This is a genomic window from Aeromonas bivalvium (genome assembly GCF_000819765.1).
In the GTDB taxonomy this organism is placed as follows: domain Bacteria; phylum Pseudomonadota; class Gammaproteobacteria; order Enterobacterales; family Aeromonadaceae; genus Aeromonas; species Aeromonas bivalvium.
Genome location: NZ_CDBT01000063.1, coordinates 78168 through 97403, shown reverse-complemented (window position 1 = coordinate 97403; position 19236 = coordinate 78168). Strand labels below are relative to the sequence as shown.

The window sequence follows — 19236 nt, the reverse complement described above, 5'->3', positions numbered from 1 at the left end:
ACCGCCCGGAGGCGGTGCATTCATCAGCATAGCGCGTCAGGTCAACTGACCGTGACAGTGCTTGTACTTCTTGCCGGAGCCGCAGGGGCAGGGGTCGTTGCGACCTATCTTCTGCTCGTCACGCACGAAGGTGGTCCTGGCATCGCCCTCCTCGGCCCCCTCCTGCGCCAGTGGATCCTGGGCGTTGGCATGGGTATAGGTGCGGGGAGCGGCTTCCGCCTGCTGGCGCTGCTGCTCTTCCATCGCCTCCACGTCCCGCTCCTGCACCTGGACCCGGCTCAGTATGCTGACCACGTCGCGCTTGAGGGTCTCCAGCATCTGGGTGAACAGATCGAAGGACTCGCGCTTGTACTCCTGCTTGGGGTTCTTCTGGGCGTAGCCGCGCAGATGGATACCCTGACGCAGGTGATCCATGGCGGCCAGATGCTCCTTCCACAGGCCATCCAGGGTCTGCAGCATCACCGCCTTCTCGAAGTTGCGCAGCACCTCGAAGCCGACCAGCTCTTCCTTGCGGGCATAGAGCTTGGCAGCCTCTTCCAGGATGCGCTCGCGCAGCTTCTCTTCATACAGCTTGTCATCCGCCGCCAGCCACTGCTGGATCGGCAGAACCAGGCCAAAGTCAGAGGCCAGGCGGGTCTCCAGGCCCGGCACGTCCCACATCTCTTCCAGGGACTGGGGCGGAATATATTCGTCGATGACGGCGCCATAGACGTCATCGCGAATGATGCGGATGGTCTCGGAGATGTCGTTGGTTTCCAGCAATTCGTTGCGCTGCTCGTAGACCACCTTGCGCTGGTCGTTGGCCACGTCATCGAATTCCAGCAGGTTCTTGCGGATGTCGAAGTTGCGACCCTCCACCTTGCGCTGGGCATTCTCGATGGCCTTGGTCACCCAGGGGTGCTCGATGGCTTCGCCCTCTTCCATGCCCAGCTTCTTCATCATGCCGGTCACGCGGTCGGAGGCGAAGATCCGCATCAGCTGATCTTCCATGGAGAGGTAGAAGCGGGAGGAACCCGGGTCACCCTGACGACCGGAGCGGCCGCGCAGCTGGTTGTCGATCCGGCGGGATTCGTGACGCTCGGTGCCTATGATGTGCAGGCCACCGGCCTCGAGCACGGCGTCATGACGCAGTTTCCAGGCGGCCTTGATCTCGTTGATCTGTGCCTCGCTCGGAGACTCCAGCGCGGCTATCTCCGCCTGCCAGTTGCCCCCCAGCACAATATCGGTACCCCGACCGGCCATGTTGGTGGCGATGGTGACGGCGCCGGTCTGGCCCGCCTGGGCGACGATCTCCGCCTCCATGGCGTGGAACTTGGCGTTCAACACCTTGTGGGGGATGTTCTCCCTGGTCAGGATGCCGGACAGCAGTTCGGAGTTCTCGATGGAGACGGTACCCACCAGCACCGGCTGGCCGCGCTCGACGCAGCCACGGATGTCCTCGACGATGGCGGCATACTTTTCTTGTGCCGTCAGATAGACCAGATCGCCCATGTCCTTGCGTACCATGGGACGGTTGGTCGGGATGACCACGGTATCCAGGCCGTAGATCTGCTGGAATTCGAAGGCTTCGGTATCCGCCGTCCCCGTCATGCCCGCCAGTTTGTCGTACAGACGGAAGTAGTTCTGGAAGGTGATGGAGGCCAGGGTCTGGTTCTCGTTCTGGATCTTGACCCCTTCCTTCGCCTCCACCGCCTGGTGCAGACCGTCTGACCAGCGACGACCCGGCATGGTGCGGCCGGTGTGCTCGTCGACGATGACGATCTCGTCCTTCTGGACGATATAGTCGACGTTGCGCTCGAACAGGGTATGGGCCCGCAGACCGGCGTTGACGTGGTGCAGCAGGCTGATGTTGGTGGCGGAGAAGAGAGAGTCTTCCTCTGCCAGCAGCCCCTCTTTCTTGAGCAGCTCTTCCACGAAGATCTGGCCGTTCTCGGTCAGCAGCGCCTGGCGGTTCTTCTCGTCCACCGTGTAGTGGCCGTCACCGGTGTACTCTTCCGAATCTTCCTTGTCCTGCTTGACCAGCAGCGGGATCAGCTTGTTGATCTGGATATACATGGCGGAGCTGTCTTCCGCCGGACCCGAGATGATGAGCGGGGTGCGCGCCTCATCGATGAGCACGGAATCCACCTCATCCACCAGGGCGTAGTTGAGCGGGCGCTGCACCCGCTGCTCGGGCGAAAACGCCATGTTGTCGCGCAGGTAGTCGAAACCGAATTCGTTGTTGGTACCGTAGGTGATGTCGGCGGCGTAGGCGTCGCGCTTCTGGGACGCATCCATGCCGGGCACGTTGCAATCCACGGTCAGGCCGAGGAAGGTGAACAGGGGACGGTTCGCCTCCGCATCACGCTTGGCCAGATAGTCGTTCACCGTCACCACGTGCACGCCGCGACCGCTCAGGGCATTCAGATAGGCCGGCAGGGTCGCGGTGAGGGTCTTGCCTTCGCCCGTCTTCATCTCGGCGATGCGGTTGGAGTTGAGCACCATGCCACCGATCAGCTGGACGTCGAAGTGACGCATGCCAAAGACCCGGCGAGACGCCTCGCGCACCGTGGCGAACGCTTCAGGCAACAACTGTTCAAGCGTCTCCCCCTGCTCCAGACGCTGACGGTACTCGGCCGTCTTGGCCTGCAGCTCGGCATCGGACAGCGCCTCGAACTGAGGCTCCATCGCATTGATCTGTTTTACAATTTTGCGCAAAGCCTTGAGCGTTCTGTCGTTCCGGCTGCCGATAATCTTGGTAAGCAGTGTGCTAATCATGGGTACCAACTATTTCTGGTTATAAGGTTCCGTCACTGGAACTGGAGAGAAAAAAACCTAACCCCGTCTGGCATTGAGAAATCGACTGGGGTTGACCTGACGACCATCTTTCAACACTTCGTAATGCAAATGAACCCCGGTCGCGCGACCGGTACGTCCCATCAGGGCTATCTTCTGACCCTGATCGACTAGCGTGCCCACCTCCACCAGCAGCTTGGAGTTGTGGGCATAACGGGTCACCAGGCCATTGCCGTGGTTGACCTCCACCATGTTGCCAAATTCCGGGTGACGCCCAGCCCAGCTGACGATCCCCTTGCCGGTCGCCAGTATGGGGGTGCCCGGCTTGCCACGAAAATCCACTCCCTTGTGCATCTTGGCGCGGCCGTTGAAAGGATCGACCCGGCCACCAAACCCCGAGCTGATCCAGACTCGCTCCTGCTGCACCGGCGAGCCGGAGATGAAGCCCGCGTCAGTGATATGGTGATTGAGCATGAAAGATTCAAGTACCGACAGCTGTTCTTCGCGGCTGCTGAGCTGTTTGCTGAGGTGGGCCATGGAGCTTTGCAGCTCATCCAGGTTCACCTCGAGATCGGCATCATAGGAGGGGCCGCCCATGGGAGGCAGCTCTTTGAAGTTGAATTCGTCCGGATCGAGATCCGCCTGTTCGGTCAGGCGCTCGCCGAGGGCATTGAGCCGGCCGAGCTGACCCTGCATGGTGCCCACCTGAGCCGCCAGCATGGCGAGCTGTTCACGGGCCTGCTCGGTAGTTTGACTCGCCTGCTGCTGCTCTGCTTGAACCAGCGCCAGCTCGAGGGCAGCCATTTTCTGATGCCAGCTCTGCCATAGCAGGACAGACCCCAGCACCAGAATAGAAAGAAAGAGACCGCCGACCCAGGCCAGACGTTGTTTGGGGAAGTGCAGCTTGCGCCGCTGCTTGCCATTGAGGATCAGGGTAATGCTCATAGAAATCTGTCTTCTCGGTCAGGTGAGGTCAGCAGCCTGCACGGGCAATAAAACCGGGAGATAATCGGTATTAAAGGATGGAATAAACAAATGACAGGACGTCGGCGCGGAGAGGAGACCGACGTCCTGTTGCACTATCAGGCCAGAACCAGACCGTTGTCGTAGTAAGCGATCGGCGCTTTGTCGCCCTCACCCTCGAAGGTCACCAGTTCCCATGCCTCCTGCTGGGCCAGCAGGGCACGCAGCAGCTTGTTGTTCAGGGCATGGCCCGTCTTGTAGGCGCGGAATTCGCCGATGATGCTGCGGTTGCACATGTACAGATCACCGATGGCATCCAGCATCTTGTGCTTGACGAACTCGTCTTCGTAGCGCAAACCATCTTCGTTCAGCACTCGATAGTCATCCAGCACCACGGCGTTTTCCAGGCTTCCGCCCAGGGCCAGGTTCTGGGAACGCAGGTATTCGATGTCACGCATGAAACCGAAGGTACGGGCCCGGCTGATCTCTTTGACGAAAGAGGCGCCGGAGAAATCCAGTACACAACGCTGGTTGCGGCCTTCGAACACAGGGTGCTGGAAGTCGATCTCGAGATCCATTTTGAAGCCGTTGCGATAGGGGTGGAATTCCGCCCACTTGTCGCCGTCTTCAACCCGGATGCTCTGCTTGATCCGCACAAATTGCTTGGGCGCATTCTGTTCACGGATCCCGACTTCCTGCAGCAGGTAGATGAAGGGGTGTGCACTGCCGTCCATCACCGGGATTTCGGGGGCATCAACCTCGACGTAGAGGTTGTCGATCCCCATCCCGGCCAGGGCAGCGGAGAGGTGCTCTATGGTGGAGACACGCACACCGGCCTCATTGACCAGAGCGGTACAGAGTACGGTATCGCGCACCTGGTCGGCATTGGCTGGCAGCTCTACCACAGGATTCAGATCGGTACGCAAGTAAACGATCCCTGTGTTCACAGGTGCCGGACGGAACGTCATCGTGACTTTCCGGCCCGAATGCAGGCCCACACCAGTGGCCTGGACACTCGTTTTCAAGGTTCTTTGTCTAATCATGGGCGTATCCACAGCTAAATTCCGGACCAGATGGTCGTTGACGGGCCATCTTAGCACATTCCTTAAACAACAAACAAACCAGCCTCGTTAGAGGCTTAGTCTGCCTGCTTGCGCAGGAAAGCCGGAATATCGAGATAATCCGGTTCGCGACGAGCTTGCGGCTCGGCGTTCACCACCTTGGCCGGGGCCTCTTCCATCACGCGAGACTGCAGGGCTTCGCTGATCAGAGGCTGACGGGCCGGACGCTCCTGGACCATGTTGTTTTTTACGAGCGTGATGTCGCTCTTGCGCTCGGCACCGATGCCGGTCGCGACCACGGTCACCCGCAGCTCGTCCTGCATCTCCGGGTCGATAACAGTACCCACCACCACGGTAGCGTTCTCGGAGGCGAAGGCCTTGACCGCGTTGCCCACGGTCTCGAACTCTTCGATGGTCATGTCCATGCCGGCGGTGATGTTGACCAGGATGCCACGGGCACCGGCCAGATCCACGTCTTCCAGCAGCGGGCTGGAGATGGCCTTCTCGGCCGCTTCCTCGGCACGGTCGTCACCGGAGGCGGAACCTGTCCCCATCATGGCGGTGCCCATCTCGCGCATCACGGTACGCACGTCCGCGAAGTCGACGTTGATGAGGCCAGGACGGGTGATCAGCTCCGCAATGCCCTGTACCGCACCCAGCAGCACGTCGTTGGCCGCCTTGAAGGCGTCCAGCAGGGAGATGCCACGACCCAGCACCTTCAGCAGCTTGTCGTTGGGGATGGTGATCAGGGAGTCGACGTTCTTGGACAGCTCCTCGATACCGTGGGCGGCGAAGCCCATCCGCTTCTTCCCTTCGAAGGAGAACGGCTTGGTCACGACGGCAACGGTCAGAATGCCCATCTCGCGGGCCACTTCGGCCACGATGGGGGCGGCACCGGTACCGGTACCCCCCCCCATGCCGGCGGCGATGAACACCATGTCTGAACCGGTCAGCAGCTCGCGCAGTGCTTCCCTGTCTTCCATGGCGGCATCGCGACCCACTTCCGGGTTGGCCCCGGCACCCAGACCCTTGGTGATGCCACCGCCGATCTGCAATGTGGTGTTGGCACTGGAGTTGCGCAGTGCCTGGGCGTCGGTGTTGACGGTAATGAACTCAACACCCTCGATGTTTTGACGAACCATGTGTTCGACGGCGTTACCACCGCCGCCACCCACGCCAATCACCTTGATGACGGCTTCGTCCGTGTGGCTATCCATAAATTCAAACATGTTGTCTCTCCGCTTTATTTGCCTGACTCAGCAAAATCTTTTAGAACTCGCCGCGCAACCAGTTGCTGACCCGTTTGACCAGCCCACCGACGCTTGCCTTGGCGGTGTAATCGTTGCTACTGCCTGTGGATTGATGGGTACGGCCGTATTGCAGCAACCCGACCGCGGTCGAGTAGACTGGTGCCTGCACGTAATCGCTCAATCCGCGCACATTCATGGGTTCGCCGACCCGGACCTGGCACTGGAACAACTGCTCTGCGCACTCCACTATGCCTTCGATCTGGGCAGCACCGCCTGTCAGTACTACGCCGGCGGCCAGCTGATGCTTGACCCCCTGCTGTTTCAATTCACTCTGCACCTTCACCAGCTCGTCATTGATCATGGAGAGCAGCTCGGTGTAGCGGGGCTCGATCACCTCGGCCAGGGTCTGCCGTTGCAGACTGCGGGCCGGGCGTCCGCCGACGCTGGGCACCTCTATGTTGTCTTCCTTGCTCACCAGGCGGCCGAGGGCGCAGCCGTAGCGCACCTTGATGGCCTCGGCGTCCAGGGGCGGCGTGCCGAAGGCGTAGGCAATGTCGCTGGTGACAGTGCTGCCGGCATACGGGATCACCTTGGTGTGACGCAGGGCACCGCCGGTAAACAGCGACATGTCCATGGTGCCGCCACCTATGTCCACCACGCAGACACCCAGCTCCTTCTCGTCTTCGGTCAGCACCGCATAGCTGGAAGCCAGGGCCGAGAAGATCAGCTGATCCACCCGCAGTCCCACCTTCTCCACACACTTCTCGATGTTGCGAGCCATGTCGTTGTGGCAGGTGATCAGGTGCACCTTGGCGGCCATCCGCACCCCGGACAGGCCGACCGGGTTCTTGATGCCCTCCTGATAGTCGATGGCGAACTCCTGGGGCAGCACGTGCAGCACCCGCAGTTCGTCAGACAGACGCACCGACTTGGCGGTATGGATGACGTTGTCTACGTCCTCCTGGGTCACCTCCTCGTCGGAGATGGGCACCATGCCGGTCTCGTTGCGGCAATCGATGTGCTTGCCGGACAGCCCCAGATAGACGGAGCTTATCTGGCAGTCTGCCATCATCTCGGCCTCTTCCACCGCGCGGCGCAGGGACTTGACCACGGAATCCAGATCGTTGACCCCGCCCTTGTCCATGCCGCGGGAGGTATGGCTGCCCATGCCGATGACATTGAGCTCACCGTCCGGCAGCACTTCGCCCACCAGAACCGCCACCTTGGTAGTGCCGATATCCAGCCCGACAATCAGATTTCTATCTGCGGTTTTGGTCATGCGCTTTCTCTTCGTTCTTCTTCCAGCCAACCGCCATCCCGGTGTCGTATCGAAGGTCCACATAAGCCACTTGCTCACGGGGTTCGATGACAGGGAAGACATCGATAAATCGCTGCAGACGGAGCGCCATATCCGAACGCCCCACAAACAGCTGAATATTGTTATCCAGCGTCAGCTCCCAGCCGTAACGGGGGGTCAGATTGACCGCCTCCAGCTTGTAGCCACGCTCCGCCAGCTGCGCCTCGAACTGACGGCTGGTCTCCAGTACCTTGGCCGCCTGATCATCCGGACCGGACAGCTGCATCAAAGGGCTCTTCACCCTGTTGGGGGCGCTGAACACCTCCCCCTTGGCATTGACGAAGCGGTTGCCGTTCCAGCGGGCCGCCACCGCCTGCTCGGTGAGGTAGACCTTGATCTTGTCGGGCCATTTCTTGCGTACCGACACCTGGGCTACCCAGGGCAGGGCCGTCAAGCGCTCCTGCAGTTCATTCACATCCAGCTCGAAGAAGTTGCGCGGCGCATCGCCATCGAGCACGGCACTGCGCAACTCCTCCGCCTTGATATATTGGTGTTGCCCCTGTACCAGCAAGGCACTGATGGGCAACCGGTTGGCATCTGTCAGCCACTCTTTAACATCCAGCGCGCTCTGGTAGAGCCCCATCATCACCAGGAGGAAAAACATGACCCCTATGATGAAGCCACCCTTGGTGCGCCCTTGTGCCCTTGCCTCCACCCGTCATATCCCCGTAAAACGCGGCCAGGCCGCCTGCCGGGCCGGGTGCGCCATTATATAGGCCCCGGCTTGGCGGTCAAAATACTCATTAGGCCCTCAGGCGCCGGATTTCATGCTCTCTATGCTCAATTTCATCTCCCCCAGACGGCGGGCCAGGGCGCCCACGTTGCCGGCCCCCTGGGTCAGCACCAGATCCCCCTCGCCGATGAGGTCCGCCAGCACGGCGGGCACATCTTCCGGGGTCGCGACAAACACCGGCTCCAGGTTGCCACGGGAGCGGATGGAGCGGCACAGGGCGCGGCCATCGGCCCCCGGGATCGGCTCCTCGCCGGCGGCATAGACCTCCAGCATCACCAGCACATCCACCTTGGAGAGCACATCGGCGAAATCCTCGTAGAGATCCCGGGTGCGGCTGTAGCGGTGGGGCTGGAACACCATCACCAGCCGCTTCTCGGGCCAGCCGGCGCGGGCGGCATTGATGGTCACCTTCACCTCGCTCGGGTGATGGCCATAGTCGTCCACCAGCATGGCCTTGCCACGCCCGGTCTCGAATTCCCCATATTGCTGGAAGCGGCGCCCCACCCCTTCGAACTTGGCCAGGGCATTGATGATGGCCTCATCGCTGACGCCATCTTCGGTCGCAACCGCGATGGCGGCGGCGGCGTTGAGGGCGTTATGCACCCCCGGCAGATTCAGGGTGACGGTCAGCTCGCCGGCATCTTTGCGACGCACCCGGAAGCGGCTGCGGTTGCTGGTCTGCACGAAATCCAGCACCTGCACATCGGCATCGTCGCACAGGCCATAGGTCAGGGTCGGGCGCGCGATCTCAGGCAGCATGCCACGGATCACGGGATCGTCAACACATACCACGGCCAAGCCGTAAAAAGGCAGATTGTGGAGGAACTCGATGAAGGTGGCCTTCAGTCTGGAGAAGTCGCCGCCATAGGTGTCCATGTGATCCGCTTCGATGTTGGTCACGATGGAGACCATGGGTTGCAGATGCAGGAAAGAGGCATCGCTCTCGTCCGCCTCGGCGATCAGATAGCGACTGCTGCCCAGGCGCGCATTGGTACCTGCGCTGTTGAGCAGGCCGCCGATGACGAAGGTGGGATCCCTGTCCGCTTCGGCATAGATGCTGGCCACCAGGCTGGTGGTAGTGGTCTTGCCGTGGGTGCCTGCGATGGCGATGCCGTGGCGAAAACGCATCAGCTCCGCCAGCATCTCGGCGCGGCGCACCACGGGAATGCGCTGCTCCCGGGCAGCCAGCAGCTCGGGGTTGTCGGCCCTGATGGCGGTGGAGACCACCACCACGCTGGCGCCATCCACATGTTCGGCGCTGTGACCGATGCAGATCTGGGCTCCCAGGCTGGCGAGCCGCTCGGTCACCCCGTTGGTGGCCAGATCCGAGCCGGAGACCTGATAGCCCTCGTTGGCCAGCACCTCGGCAATGCCCCCCATGCCCGCGCCACCTATGCCGATAAAGTGGATGCGGCGCACGCGGCGCATTTCGGGGATCACGGTACGCAGTTTTGCCAGTTCAACCTTGTTCATATTTCTCTCTTTACTCTGCCGCCAGTCCCGCGCTCATCTGCAACGGGTGCTACGGCCTCAATACATTGAGGGGTAAGACGGCACGGCTTGGCCTGTGCAGTCTTGATCAGCATGCCTTGTCACCGGTGGCGAGCCGTTTGCACTCATCGGCAACCCGCTCTGCGGCATCGACAATGGCGACGCGCCGCGCCGCCTTGGCCATGTTCAGCAATATGTCCCTGCGCCCGGCCAGCCAGGCGAGACGCGCCGCCAGGGTCGCCTGGCTCAGCTCTGACTGGGGCAGAAATTCGGCCGCCCCGCCGTCGACCAGGGTCAGGGCGTTGCGGGTCTGGTGATCGTCCACCGCATGGGGCAGCGGCACGAAGATGGCGGCTACACCGGCGGCGGCCACCTCGGAGACGGTCAGGGCCCCGGCGCGGCACACCACCAGATCGGCCCAGGCGTAGGCATCAGCCATCTCCTTGATGAAGTCGCTCACCTCGGCCTCCTGGCCCAGGGCGGCATAGGCAGCGGCGACGGCGTCCCGGTTGCCCTTGCCGGTCTGGTGACGCACAGCGATGGGCACGCCGGCGGCGGCGACCGCGGCGGGCACCTGTTCGTTGAGCACCCGGGCCCCCAGGCTGCCCCCGATGACCAGCAGGCGCAGTGGCGCGGCCCGGCTGCCAATGCGGCTGGCCGGATCCGGCAGGTTGACCACCTCGGGCCGTACCGGGTTGCCCACCACGGCGGTGCGGCGACTCGGTGCAAATGCCCCCGGGAAGGCCATCAGGACACGACTGGCGATGCGGGCCAACAGCTTGTTGGTCATGCCGGCGGCGGCATTCTGCTCATGGAGCAGCAAGGGGATGCCAGACAGCCAGGCTGCCACGCCGCCCGGGCCAGAGGCGAAGCCCCCCATGCCGAGCACCACGTCCGGCTTGATCGTCTTCAATACCCGACGGGCCTGCAGGATGGATTTGACGATGCGATAGGGGGCCACCAGCAGCCGTTTGAGGCCATTGCCACGCACCCCCTGGATGTCGATGAAGGAGATGGGGTAGCCGTGGGCGGGCACCAGCTCGGCCTCCATCCGGTCGGCGGTGCCGAGCCAGTGGATGCGCCAGCCCTGGGCCCTGAGCCTGTCGGCCACCGCCAAGCCGGGAAACACATGGCCCCCGGTACCACCGGCCATCACCAACAACGTCTTGCTACTCACGCAACCTCCCGCACACGCGCCTGGGCACTGGCCTGACGCAATTCGAAATCGATCCGGATCAACATGCTCACCGCCACCGTCATGATGATGAGACTGGAGCCGCCATAACTGACCAGCGGCAGGGTCAGCCCCTTGGTCGGCATCATGCCGCTGGCCGCGCCGACGTTGACGAAGGTCTGAAAGCTGAACCAGATGCCGATGCCGATGGCCAGATAGCCCTCGTAGAGCTTGTCGGCCACCAGGGCCTGATGGCCCAGCTTGAGGGCCTTGATCGCCAGGGCAAAGATGAGGAAGAGGGCACCCAGCACGCCGAGGTAGCCCAGCTCCTCCCCCAGGATGGCGAACACGAAGTCGGTGTGGGCCTCCGGCAGGTACTCCATCTTCTGGATCGAGTTGCCGAGCCCCTCTCCCAGCCAGCTGCCGCGACCGAATGCCATCAGGGACTGGGTCAGCTGATAGCCGCTGCCGAACGGATCGGCCCAGGGATCGAGGAAGGAGGTGACCCGCCGCATCCGGTAGGGCTCTGCGATGATCAGGGTCACCACGGCGCTGATCCCCACCAGGATGAGGCCGATGAACTGCACCATGCGGGCGCCCGCCAGGAACAGCATGCCCAGCGAGGTGACGAACATCACGATCACCGAGCCCAGATCCGGCTGGGCAAGCAGCAGCACGGCCACCAGAAACAGCACCGCCATCGGCTTCATGAAGCCGATGAAGCGCTCGCGCACCTCGCTCTGGCGCCGCACCAGGTAGCCTGCCAGATAGACGAACAGCGCCAGCTTGCCGAACTCCGCCGGTTGCAGGTTGAAGGGGCCGAGCGGCAACCAGCGCACCGAACCGTTGACGCTGCGCCCCACCAGCAGCACCAGCACCAGCATCAGGATGGCCAGCAGCAGCATGGGGCCGTTGTAGTGTTGCCAGCGGGCCATGGGCACCTGCAACACGAACCAGGAGATACCCAGCGCCATCACCAGGAACATGCCGTGGCGCTTGACGAACATGAAGGGATCCCCCGCCAGGGCGATCCCTTCCGGAATGGAGGCGGAGGCCACGATCACCAGCCCCACTGTCATCAGGGAGAGGGCCAGCACCACCAGCTGCCGATCGTAGAGCGCACCTGGCCTGGCGGGAAGCAGGAGCCGCTGCAGCAAGCCGAGGGTCGCGCGCAGGGCGTTCATAAGGCGAGTACCAGCTCGGTGAAGCGATCGCCACGGGCTTCGAAGGAAGCGAACTGATCCAGGCTGGCGCAGGCGGGGGCAAGGAGCACCCAGTCACCGGGCCTGGCGTCCAGCGCCGCCTTGGCGACGGCGGCATCCAGGTCCGCCACCCGTTCGGTCTGCTCACCCAGGGCCAGCAGCAGCTCGGCATCCTGGCCGAAGCAGTACATATGATCTATCTGGTGGCCGAGCAGCGCCTGCACCGGGCCGAAATCCTGCCCCTTGCCCTGGCCACCGGCCAGCAGCAGCAGGCGTCCCTTGACCGACTCCCGCACCCCGGCCACGGCGGCCAGGGTGGCCCCCACGTTGGTGGCCTTGGAGTCGTTGATCCAGCGCACCCCGTTCACCTCGCGCACGAAGCGGGCACGATGGGGCAGGCCCTCGAAGCGGCGCAGCACGGCGAGCTGGGGTTCGCGGGGGATGCCGACCGCATCGCACAGGGCCATGGCCGCCAGGGCGTTGGCCTGATTGTGGGCCCCCACTATCTTCATCTCGCTCACCGGGATAAGCGGTTCGCCATGGAGGGTCAGCCAGAGCTCGCCATCGAACTCGCCCCGACCATAGGCATTGCCGTCGAGGCCGAAGCTGCTCCAGAGTTCGCCCACGTCGGGCAGGGTCAGGGCATCGTCCCGGTTGACCAGGATGTGCTGGGAGTGCTGATGGATCTCCTGCTTGGCGGCGCGGTAATCGGCCATGCCGGCATAGCGATCCATGTGATCCTCACTGAGATTGAGCACCACGGAGGCGGCGGCACGCAGGCTGTGGGTGGTCTCGAGCTGGAAGCTGGACAGCTCCAGCACGCAGAGATCCATGGGCTGCTTGAGCAGGCTCAGGGCCGGGGTACCTATGTTGCCGCCAACGCCCACCTTGAGCCCCGCCTCGGCGATCATCTCGCCTACCAGGGTGGTGACCGTGCTCTTGCCGTTGGAGCCCGTGATGGCGATGACGGGGGTACTGGTCTCGCGCACGAACAGCTCTATGTCACCGACGATGTCGATGCCACGCTCGGCGGCGGCTTTCAGGGCCGGGGTCGCCAGGGCAATGCCCGGGCTCGCGACGATGAGGTGTGCCTGGGCGAGCAGGGCTTCATCCAGCCCCTCACGCAGTTCGACTCCGGCCGGCAGCTGGTCGCGGCCGGGGGGATTCTTGCGGGTGTCCATCACCAGGGGCGTGACGCCACGGCCGAGGAAGTAATCGACGCAGGAGAGACCGGTTTTTCCCAAACCCAGGATGATGACCATGATCAACGCACCTTCAGGGTGGCGAGACCCAGCAGCACCAGCATCAGGGTGATGATCCAGAACCGCACTATGACCCGCGGCTCCGGCCAGCCCTTCTTCTCGTAGTGGTGATGAATGGGGGCCATGCGGAAGATGCGCACCCCCCGCAGCTTGTAGGATCCCACCTGCAGGATCACCGAGACCGTCTCCATCACGAAGACGCCGCCCATGATCACCAGCAGGAACTCCTGGCGCACCAGCACGGCGATGGTGCCGAGCGCACCGCCGAGGGCCAGGGAACCCACGTCCCCCATGAACACCTGGGCCGGATAGGTGTTGAACCAGAGAAAGCCGAGGCCCGCGCCCACGATGGCGGTGCAGACGATCACCAGCTCGGAGGCGTAGGGCACATAGGGAATGTGCAGGTAGTTGGCGAAGTTGACGTTGCCGGTGGCCCAGGCGATGAGGGCAAAGCCTCCCGCCACCATGACGGTGGGCATGATGGCCAGACCGTCGAGACCATCGGTCAGATTGACCGCGTTGGAGGTACCGACGATGACGAAGTAGGTCAGCAGGATGAACATCAGGCCGAGCTGGGGCATCACGTCCTTGAGGAAGGGCACCACCAGCTGGGTCTGGCCGTCGTGGGTCGCGGTGGCATAGAGGAACACCGCCACCCCCAGGGCAACGGCGGATTGCCAGAAGTACTTCCAGCGGGCGATCAGGCCGTCGGTATTCTTGCGCACCACCTTGAGGTAGTCATCGGCAAAGCCGATGGCGCCGTAGGCACCGAGCACGAACAGCACCAGCCAGACATAAGGATTGTCGAGGCGGCTCCAGAGCAGTACCGAGATGAAGATGGCCGCAATGATCATCAGGCCCCCCATGGTCGGGGTGCCCCGCTTGCTGAGGTGGGACTCGGGGCCGTCGTTGCGGATCACCTGGCCGAATTTGAGGATCTGCAGGCGGCGGATGAGGCGCGGCCCCATCCAGAGCGCCACCACCAGGCCGGTGATGATCGACAGGATGGCGCGAAACGTCAGATAGGAGAAGACGTTGAAGAAGGTGAAGTGCGGGGTGAGCAGTTCTGCCAGCCAGACTAGCATGAGGCTTGCTCCTGATGGTCGGCGACCATGTTGACGATATCTTCCATGCGGGAACCCCGCGCCCCTTTCACCAGAATGGCGATGGTTTGTTCTGTCGTGATCATCTGTGCCAGCACGTCATAGAGAGACGCCTTGTTATCGAAATGTCGGCCGCCCGCAGCGTCTGCGGTATGACGGCTCTCCTCGCCGACCGTGAGCACGGCATCCAGCCCGCACGCGCGGGCATGGCGGCCGACCCGGGCGTGCTGCTCGGCCGAGCCCTCACCCAGTTCTCGCATGTCGCCAAACACCAGCACCTTGTAGCCGCCCATGGCGGTCAGGGCATCGATGCCCGCCAGCACGGACTCCACGCTGGCGTTGTAGGTGTCGTCAATCAGGGTCAGGCCACCCCAGCGGCGCACGCAAAAGCGCCCCTTGACCGGTGCCATCTGCTCCAGCCCCGCCTTGACAGAGGCGAGCGAGGCCCCCAGCGCCAGGGTCCCGGCGGCGGCGGCCAGGGCGTTGGCCACGTTGTGACGACCGGGAATGGTCAGGGTCAGGCTCACTTCCCCCTGGGGGGTCACCATGACGAATTCGGCGCACCCTTCCTGATTGAGCACTATGTCGCGGGTGTGGTACGGCTGGCGCTGATCCTCGAGGGAGAAGGCGCAACGGATGCCCTTCTCCCGCCACCTGGGCCAGAACTCGTTGTCGGCATTGACGATGGCGCTGCCGCCCTCGCCCAGCCCTTCGAAGATCTCGCTCTTGGCGTGGAACACCCCCTCCAGGGAGCCGAAGCCTTCCAGATGGGCCGCCGCCACGTTGTTGATGATGGCGGCATCGGGCCGGGCCAGGGAGGTGGTCCAGGCGATCTCCCCCGGGTGGTTGGCTCCCAGCTCCATCACGGCAAAGCGGTGCTGCGGCTCGAGGCGCAGCAGGGTGAGGGGCACCCCCACCTCGTTGTTGAAGTTGCCGGCAGTGGCCAGCACCTCCCCCTCACAGCGCAGGATGGCGGTCGCCATCTCCTTCACCGTGGTCTTGCCGCAGCTGCCGGTGATGGCCAGCACTTTCGGGTTGATGCGCTCGCGCACCAGCTTGCCGAGTCGCCCCAGTCCCTTGAGGCTGTCGGCCACCACCAGTTGCGGGATGGCCAGGGGCAGTTCACGCTCCACCAGCAGGGCAGAGGCCCCCGCCAGCACCGCCTGCTCGCAGAAATCGTGGGCGTCGAACCGCTCGCCGCGCAGGGCCACGAACAGGGCACCGGCGCCCAGGGTGCGGGTATCGGTGCTGACGGCGGTGATCTCGTGATCGCCGCCGATCAGGCGGGCATCGAGCGCCCGGGCCAGTTCGGCAAGCCTGAGGGTCATCATCTGAATGACTCCATTAATGTGTGCAACGCGGCCGCGACGGTTTCCCGGTCGCTGTAGTGCCGCTTGTCTTTGCCAATGATCTGATAATCCTCGTGACCCTTACCGGCCACCAGGATGATGTCCTCTTTGCTCGCCTGCGCCAGCGCCAGCCCTATGGCCTTGACCCTGTCGTGCTCTATGGTCACGGCGCCAGGATCGGCAAGACCCGCCACCATGTCGGCCATGATGCGGGCCGGCGATTCGGTACGGGGATTGTCATCGGTCAGGATCACGCAGTCCGCATGCAGCTCGGCCACGGCGGCCATCATGGGACGCTTGCCGCGATCGCGGTCGCCACCGCAACCGACGATGCACCACAGCCGCCCCTCGCAGTGCACCCGCAGGGCCTGCAGCGCCTTCTCCAGCGCATCCGGGGTGTGGGCATAATCGACCACAGCCAGCGGCGCATCGCCGCCGCCGAAACACTCCATGCGACCCGTCACCCCCTGCAGGCGGGGGGCGGTGGCGATCAGCTGCTCGAACTCGTGACCGAGCACCAGCATGACCCCCATGGCCGCCAGCACATTGCTGACGTTGAAGCGGCCGAGCAAGGGGGCGGATAATACACCATTCCCCCAGCTGGAGTTAATGGCTGAACTGAATCCCTGCTGATGAAATTGGGGATGCTGCGCCGTCAACTGTCGTCCAGGGTGGTTTTCAATCGGGCCATTGGTGCCGAAGGCCACCGCCTGGGGATAACGGGTCAGCCATTCGTGCCCCAGCGGGTCGTCATCATTGATGAGGGCACAGTGCTCATCGACCTGCTTGAGCAGCAGCTCCTTGGCCTCGCCATAGGCGGCCATGGAGCCGTGATAGTCGAGATGATCCCGGCTCAGGTTGGTGAAGACGGTGGCGGCGAAGTGGAGATCCTCCACCCTGTGCTGCACCAGACCATGGCTGGAGACCTCCATGGCCACCAGGCTGGCGCCCTGATCGCGCAGGGCGGCCAGATTGGCCTGCACCTCGAGGGCGCTACCCGTGGTGTTGGCCGCTTCCACCAGCTCGCCGAACAGGCCATTGCCTATGGTGCCCATGACGGCCGCCTTGCCGGCCCCCGTCTGTTCGGCGAGCAGGCTGTGCCAGTTGGCCACCAGCAGCGCCGTGGTGCTCTTGCCATTGGTGCCCGTGATGCCTATCAGCTGCAGCGCCCTGGCCGGATCGCCGAAGAAGCGTCCGGCCAGGGCACTGAGCCTGACCGGCAGATCGCCCATGCCGATACAGGGGATCGCCAGCACAGGGGGCACGAAGCTGCCGTCATCCTCGAACAGCACGGCGCTCGCCCCCTGGGCCACCGCCTGCCCGATGAACTGCCTGCCGTCGGTCTGATGCCCCTTGAGTGCCACGAACAGGCAGCCAGGGCCGACTCGTCGGCTGTCGAGCTGCATGTCGGTCAGGGGCAGCGCCCCGGCTTCGAGACCGAAGGGGCGCACCAGGGCATCAAGTGTGAGGGACAACGGCGGCCTCCAGTCGGGCGAGTGAGGGGGGCGGCGCATTGGGCACCGCATCGGGACGAATGTTGTAGAGCTGCAGCACGCCGCCCATGGCCTCGGCAAAGGGCGGTGTCGCGACGGCACCGCCGTAGTAGGCCTTGCCCTTGGGTTCATTGACCACCACCACCATGACGAAGCGGGGGTTGCTGGCCGGGGCGAAGCCGGCAAACCAGGCCATGTAGTCCTTGCCATAGCCACCGGCGACGGCGACCTTGGCGGTACCACTCTTGCCGCCGATGCGATAGCCGGGCACCTTGGCCTTGGGAATGGCGTTGTCGACCACGAACTCCAGGGCCTGCATCATGGCCTTGGCATTGTTGTGGTCGATGACCTGCTCACCCTGGGGCGCCTTGTCCACCTTGATGGTGGAGATGGGCACCCGCTTGCCCTGGTTGGCCAGGGTGGCATAGGCGGAGGCCAGCTGCAGCGGGGTCACCCGCAGGCCATAGCCGAACGACAGGGTGGCACGTTCGATATCGGACCAGCGCCGGCGCTGGGGCAGCATCCCCAGGCTCTCGCCGATCAGGCCGCTGCCGGTGTCATTGCCAAAGCCGAACAGACTGAGGGTGTTGATCATCTCCTGGGCCGGCATGCGCAGGGCAATACGGGACATGCCGATGTTGGAGGAGTAACGCAAGATGTCGAACAGGTTGTTGGCGCTGTGGATGCTGACATCGCGGATCTGCTTGGCCCCGATATAGAGGGGCCCGCCCTGGATGTGATCCTTCCAGCTCGTCACCCCGGCCTGCAGGGCGCTGAGCAGGATCAGCGGCTTGATGGTGGACCCCGGCTCGTAGGTGTCCGTCACCACCCGGTTGCGTACCCGGAAGCTCTGGTACTGACCCCGGTTGTTCGGGTTGTAGGAGGGGGTATTGACCATGGCCAGCACCTCGCCTGTCTTCACATCCAGCATCACCAGGGAACCGGACGTAGCCTTGTTCTCGTCGGTGGCCCGTTTCAGGGCGCGATAGGCCAGGGCCTGCACCCGCTGATCGATGCTCAGGGCCAGGTTGTTGGCGTTCTTGCCCTCCTTGACCACGCCGAGCCGCTCTATGACCCGGCCCTGCCTGTCCTTGCGCACCCGCTGCTCGCCCGGGGTCGCGCTCAGCCACTGATCGTAGCTGCGCTCTATCCCCTCTATGCCATGGCCATCTATGTTGGTCACCCCCACCAGGTGGGCGCTGATCTCCCCCGTTGGGTAGAAACGGCGCGACTCGGGACGCAGGAAGACGCCCCCCAGCTTGAGGCCCTTGATGTATTCGGCCACGGCAGGGGTCACCTGGCGTTGCAGATAGACGAAGCGCTTCTTAGGGTTGGAGATGCGGTGCTTGAGGGTGTTGATGTCGACCTTGAGCACGGCGGAGAGGGCCAGCCAGGCCCGCTCGTTGTGGATGGAGCCTGACTCGTGGACCGTCTTGGGATCGGCCCACACCGCTTCGACCGGCACAGATACCGCCAGCTGCTCGCCGTTGCGATCCGTGATCATGCCGCGCACCGCCTGGGTCGAGGTGGTCCGCAGGGAGCGCATGTCCCCCTCCTGGCGCAACCGGTCCGGGCTTATCACCTGGATCCAGGCCAGACGCAGGATCAAGCCGACAAACGCCATCCCGATGAACAACACCAGGGTGCGAAAACGCCACGGATAGAGTGACGGGGCTTTGGCCTGCGCCTTGGCGGGCGTCTTGCGTTTCATGGTTGGCTGATTACCTTCTCGGTGGTCACCAGGGGGCGAGCCATCTGCAACTTGTCCATGGCCAGTGCCGCCACCCGGGAGTGCTCGGCCAGGGTGCCCTGCTCCAGCAAGAGGTGGCGCCACTCTATGTTGAGCCTGTCCTCCTCGGCCATGAGATCGTTCTGGGTCGAGGTCATGACCCGGGTCATGTTGGTCACCAGGATCACCGCAAAACAGGTGACCAGCACGGCAATGGCCAGGGCCAGCTGCAGCTTGTGCCGCCAGAGGTCCTGAACTATCTCCTTGCCGAGGTGGACGCGAAATTCACTCATG

Annotated in this window: 15 protein-coding genes; all 15 read right to left on the bottom strand. The window is 63.4% G+C overall.

The annotated features are described in order from the left end of the window. Positions 1 to 36: 36 nt before the first annotated feature. On the bottom strand, positions 37 to 2757 hold the full coding sequence (secA, locus tag BN1119_RS18480) for a preprotein translocase subunit SecA (RefSeq protein ID WP_042001702.1): 2721 nt from the start codon (positions 2755 to 2757) through the stop codon (positions 37 to 39). Positions 2758 to 2814: 57 nt separating this feature from the next. After that, positions 2815 to 3720: a M23 family metallopeptidase gene (locus tag BN1119_RS18475; RefSeq protein ID WP_042001699.1), complete on the bottom strand. Its 906-nt coding sequence runs from the start codon at positions 3718 to 3720 to the stop codon at positions 2815 to 2817. Between the two features lie 137 nt (positions 3721 to 3857). After that, positions 3858 to 4781 carry a UDP-3-O-acyl-N-acetylglucosamine deacetylase gene (gene lpxC / locus BN1119_RS18470; RefSeq protein WP_042001696.1) on the bottom strand — a complete coding sequence of 308 codons (924 nt, stop codon included), beginning with the start codon at positions 4779 to 4781 and terminating at the stop codon, positions 3858 to 3860. A 95-nt stretch (positions 4782 to 4876) separates the two neighbouring features. Beyond that, positions 4877 to 6028 (bottom strand): cell division protein FtsZ, encoded by a 1152-nt coding sequence (gene ftsZ, locus BN1119_RS18465; RefSeq protein WP_042001693.1) that lies wholly within the window; start codon positions 6026 to 6028, stop codon positions 4877 to 4879. A 40-nt stretch (positions 6029 to 6068) separates the two neighbouring features. After that, positions 6069 to 7328: a cell division protein FtsA gene (gene ftsA / locus BN1119_RS18460; protein WP_042001690.1), complete on the bottom strand. Its 1260-nt coding sequence runs from the start codon at positions 7326 to 7328 to the stop codon at positions 6069 to 6071. Further along, on the bottom strand, positions 7309 to 8061 hold the full coding sequence (locus tag BN1119_RS18455) for a cell division protein FtsQ/DivIB (protein ID WP_042001687.1): 753 nt from the start codon (positions 8059 to 8061) through the stop codon (positions 7309 to 7311). The genes ftsA and BN1119_RS18455 overlap by 20 nt, the downstream gene beginning before the upstream one ends. A gap of 96 nt (positions 8062 to 8157) precedes the next feature. After that, positions 8158 to 9612, bottom strand: coding sequence for a UDP-N-acetylmuramate--L-alanine ligase (gene murC / locus BN1119_RS18450; protein WP_042001685.1), 1455 nt, complete (start codon positions 9610 to 9612; stop codon positions 8158 to 8160). Between the two features lie 106 nt (positions 9613 to 9718). Next, a complete protein-coding gene (murG, locus tag BN1119_RS18445; protein ID WP_258955568.1) occupies positions 9719 to 10807 on the bottom strand; it encodes an undecaprenyldiphospho-muramoylpentapeptide beta-N-acetylglucosaminyltransferase in 1089 nt (362 codons plus the stop codon). After that, positions 10804 to 11988: a cell division protein FtsW gene (gene ftsW / locus BN1119_RS18440; protein ID WP_042001679.1), complete on the bottom strand. Its 1185-nt coding sequence runs from the start codon at positions 11986 to 11988 to the stop codon at positions 10804 to 10806. Before ftsW ends, murG begins: the two co-directional genes overlap by 4 nt. Further along, positions 11985 to 13268, bottom strand: a complete 1284-nt coding sequence (murD, locus tag BN1119_RS18435; protein WP_042001676.1) for a UDP-N-acetylmuramoyl-L-alanine--D-glutamate ligase — start codon at positions 13266 to 13268, stop codon at positions 11985 to 11987. Before murD ends, ftsW begins: the two co-directional genes overlap by 4 nt. Before the next feature lie 2 nt (positions 13269 to 13270). Next, a complete protein-coding gene (gene mraY / locus BN1119_RS18430) occupies positions 13271 to 14353 on the bottom strand; it encodes a phospho-N-acetylmuramoyl-pentapeptide-transferase (protein WP_042001673.1) in 1083 nt (360 codons plus the stop codon). Beyond that, a complete protein-coding gene (locus BN1119_RS18425) occupies positions 14347 to 15702 on the bottom strand; it encodes a UDP-N-acetylmuramoyl-tripeptide--D-alanyl-D-alanine ligase (protein ID WP_042001670.1) in 1356 nt (451 codons plus the stop codon). The genes mraY and BN1119_RS18425 overlap by 7 nt, the downstream gene beginning before the upstream one ends. Further along, complete coding sequence (gene murE, locus BN1119_RS18420) at positions 15699 to 17234, bottom strand: UDP-N-acetylmuramoyl-L-alanyl-D-glutamate--2,6-diaminopimelate ligase (protein WP_042001667.1); 1536 nt, start codon at positions 17232 to 17234, stop codon at positions 15699 to 15701. The genes BN1119_RS18425 and murE overlap by 4 nt, the downstream gene beginning before the upstream one ends. After that, a complete protein-coding gene (locus BN1119_RS18415) occupies positions 17179 to 18924 on the bottom strand; it encodes a penicillin-binding transpeptidase domain-containing protein (protein ID WP_042001663.1) in 1746 nt (581 codons plus the stop codon). Before BN1119_RS18415 ends, murE begins: the two co-directional genes overlap by 56 nt. Further along, positions 18921 to 19235 (bottom strand): cell division protein FtsL, encoded by a 315-nt coding sequence (ftsL, locus tag BN1119_RS18410; protein ID WP_042001660.1) that lies wholly within the window; start codon positions 19233 to 19235, stop codon positions 18921 to 18923. Before ftsL ends, BN1119_RS18415 begins: the two co-directional genes overlap by 4 nt. Position 19236 lies beyond the last annotated feature (1 nt).

What these genes read in the sequence shown, in the direction of transcription:
- secA (WP_042001702.1), bottom strand. Translation starts at nt 2,757, where the DNA reads ATGATTAGCACACTGCTTACCAAGATTATCGGCAGCCGGAACGACAGA.
- BN1119_RS18475 (WP_042001699.1), bottom strand. Translation starts at nt 3,720, where the DNA reads ATGAGCATTACCCTGATCCTCAATGGCAAGCAGCGGCGCAAGCTGCAC.
- lpxC (WP_042001696.1), bottom strand. Translation starts at nt 4,781, where the DNA reads ATGATTAGACAAAGAACCTTGAAAACGAGTGTCCAGGCCACTGGTGTG.
- ftsZ (WP_042001693.1), bottom strand. Translation starts at nt 6,028, where the DNA reads ATGTTTGAATTTATGGATAGCCACACGGACGAAGCCGTCATCAAGGTG.
- ftsA (WP_042001690.1), bottom strand. Translation starts at nt 7,328, where the DNA reads ATGACCAAAACCGCAGATAGAAATCTGATTGTCGGGCTGGATATCGGC.
- murC (WP_042001685.1), bottom strand. Translation starts at nt 9,612, where the DNA reads ATGAACAAGGTTGAACTGGCAAAACTGCGTACCGTGATCCCCGAAATG.
- ftsW (WP_042001679.1), bottom strand. Translation starts at nt 11,988, where the DNA reads ATGAACGCCCTGCGCGCGACCCTCGGCTTGCTGCAGCGGCTCCTGCTT.
- murD (WP_042001676.1), bottom strand. Translation starts at nt 13,268, where the DNA reads ATGGTCATCATCCTGGGTTTGGGAAAAACCGGTCTCTCCTGCGTCGAT.
- mraY (WP_042001673.1), bottom strand. Translation starts at nt 14,353, where the DNA reads ATGCTAGTCTGGCTGGCAGAACTGCTCACCCCGCACTTCACCTTCTTC.
- BN1119_RS18425 (WP_042001670.1), bottom strand. Translation starts at nt 15,702, where the DNA reads ATGATGACCCTCAGGCTTGCCGAACTGGCCCGGGCGCTCGATGCCCGC.
- murE (WP_042001667.1), bottom strand. Translation starts at nt 17,234, where the DNA reads ATGCGCCGCCCCCCTCACTCGCCCGACTGGAGGCCGCCGTTGTCCCTC.
- BN1119_RS18415 (WP_042001663.1), bottom strand. Translation starts at nt 18,924, where the DNA reads ATGAAACGCAAGACGCCCGCCAAGGCGCAGGCCAAAGCCCCGTCACTC.
- ftsL (WP_042001660.1), bottom strand. Translation starts at nt 19,235, where the DNA reads ATGAGTGAATTTCGCGTCCACCTCGGCAAGGAGATAGTTCAGGACCTC.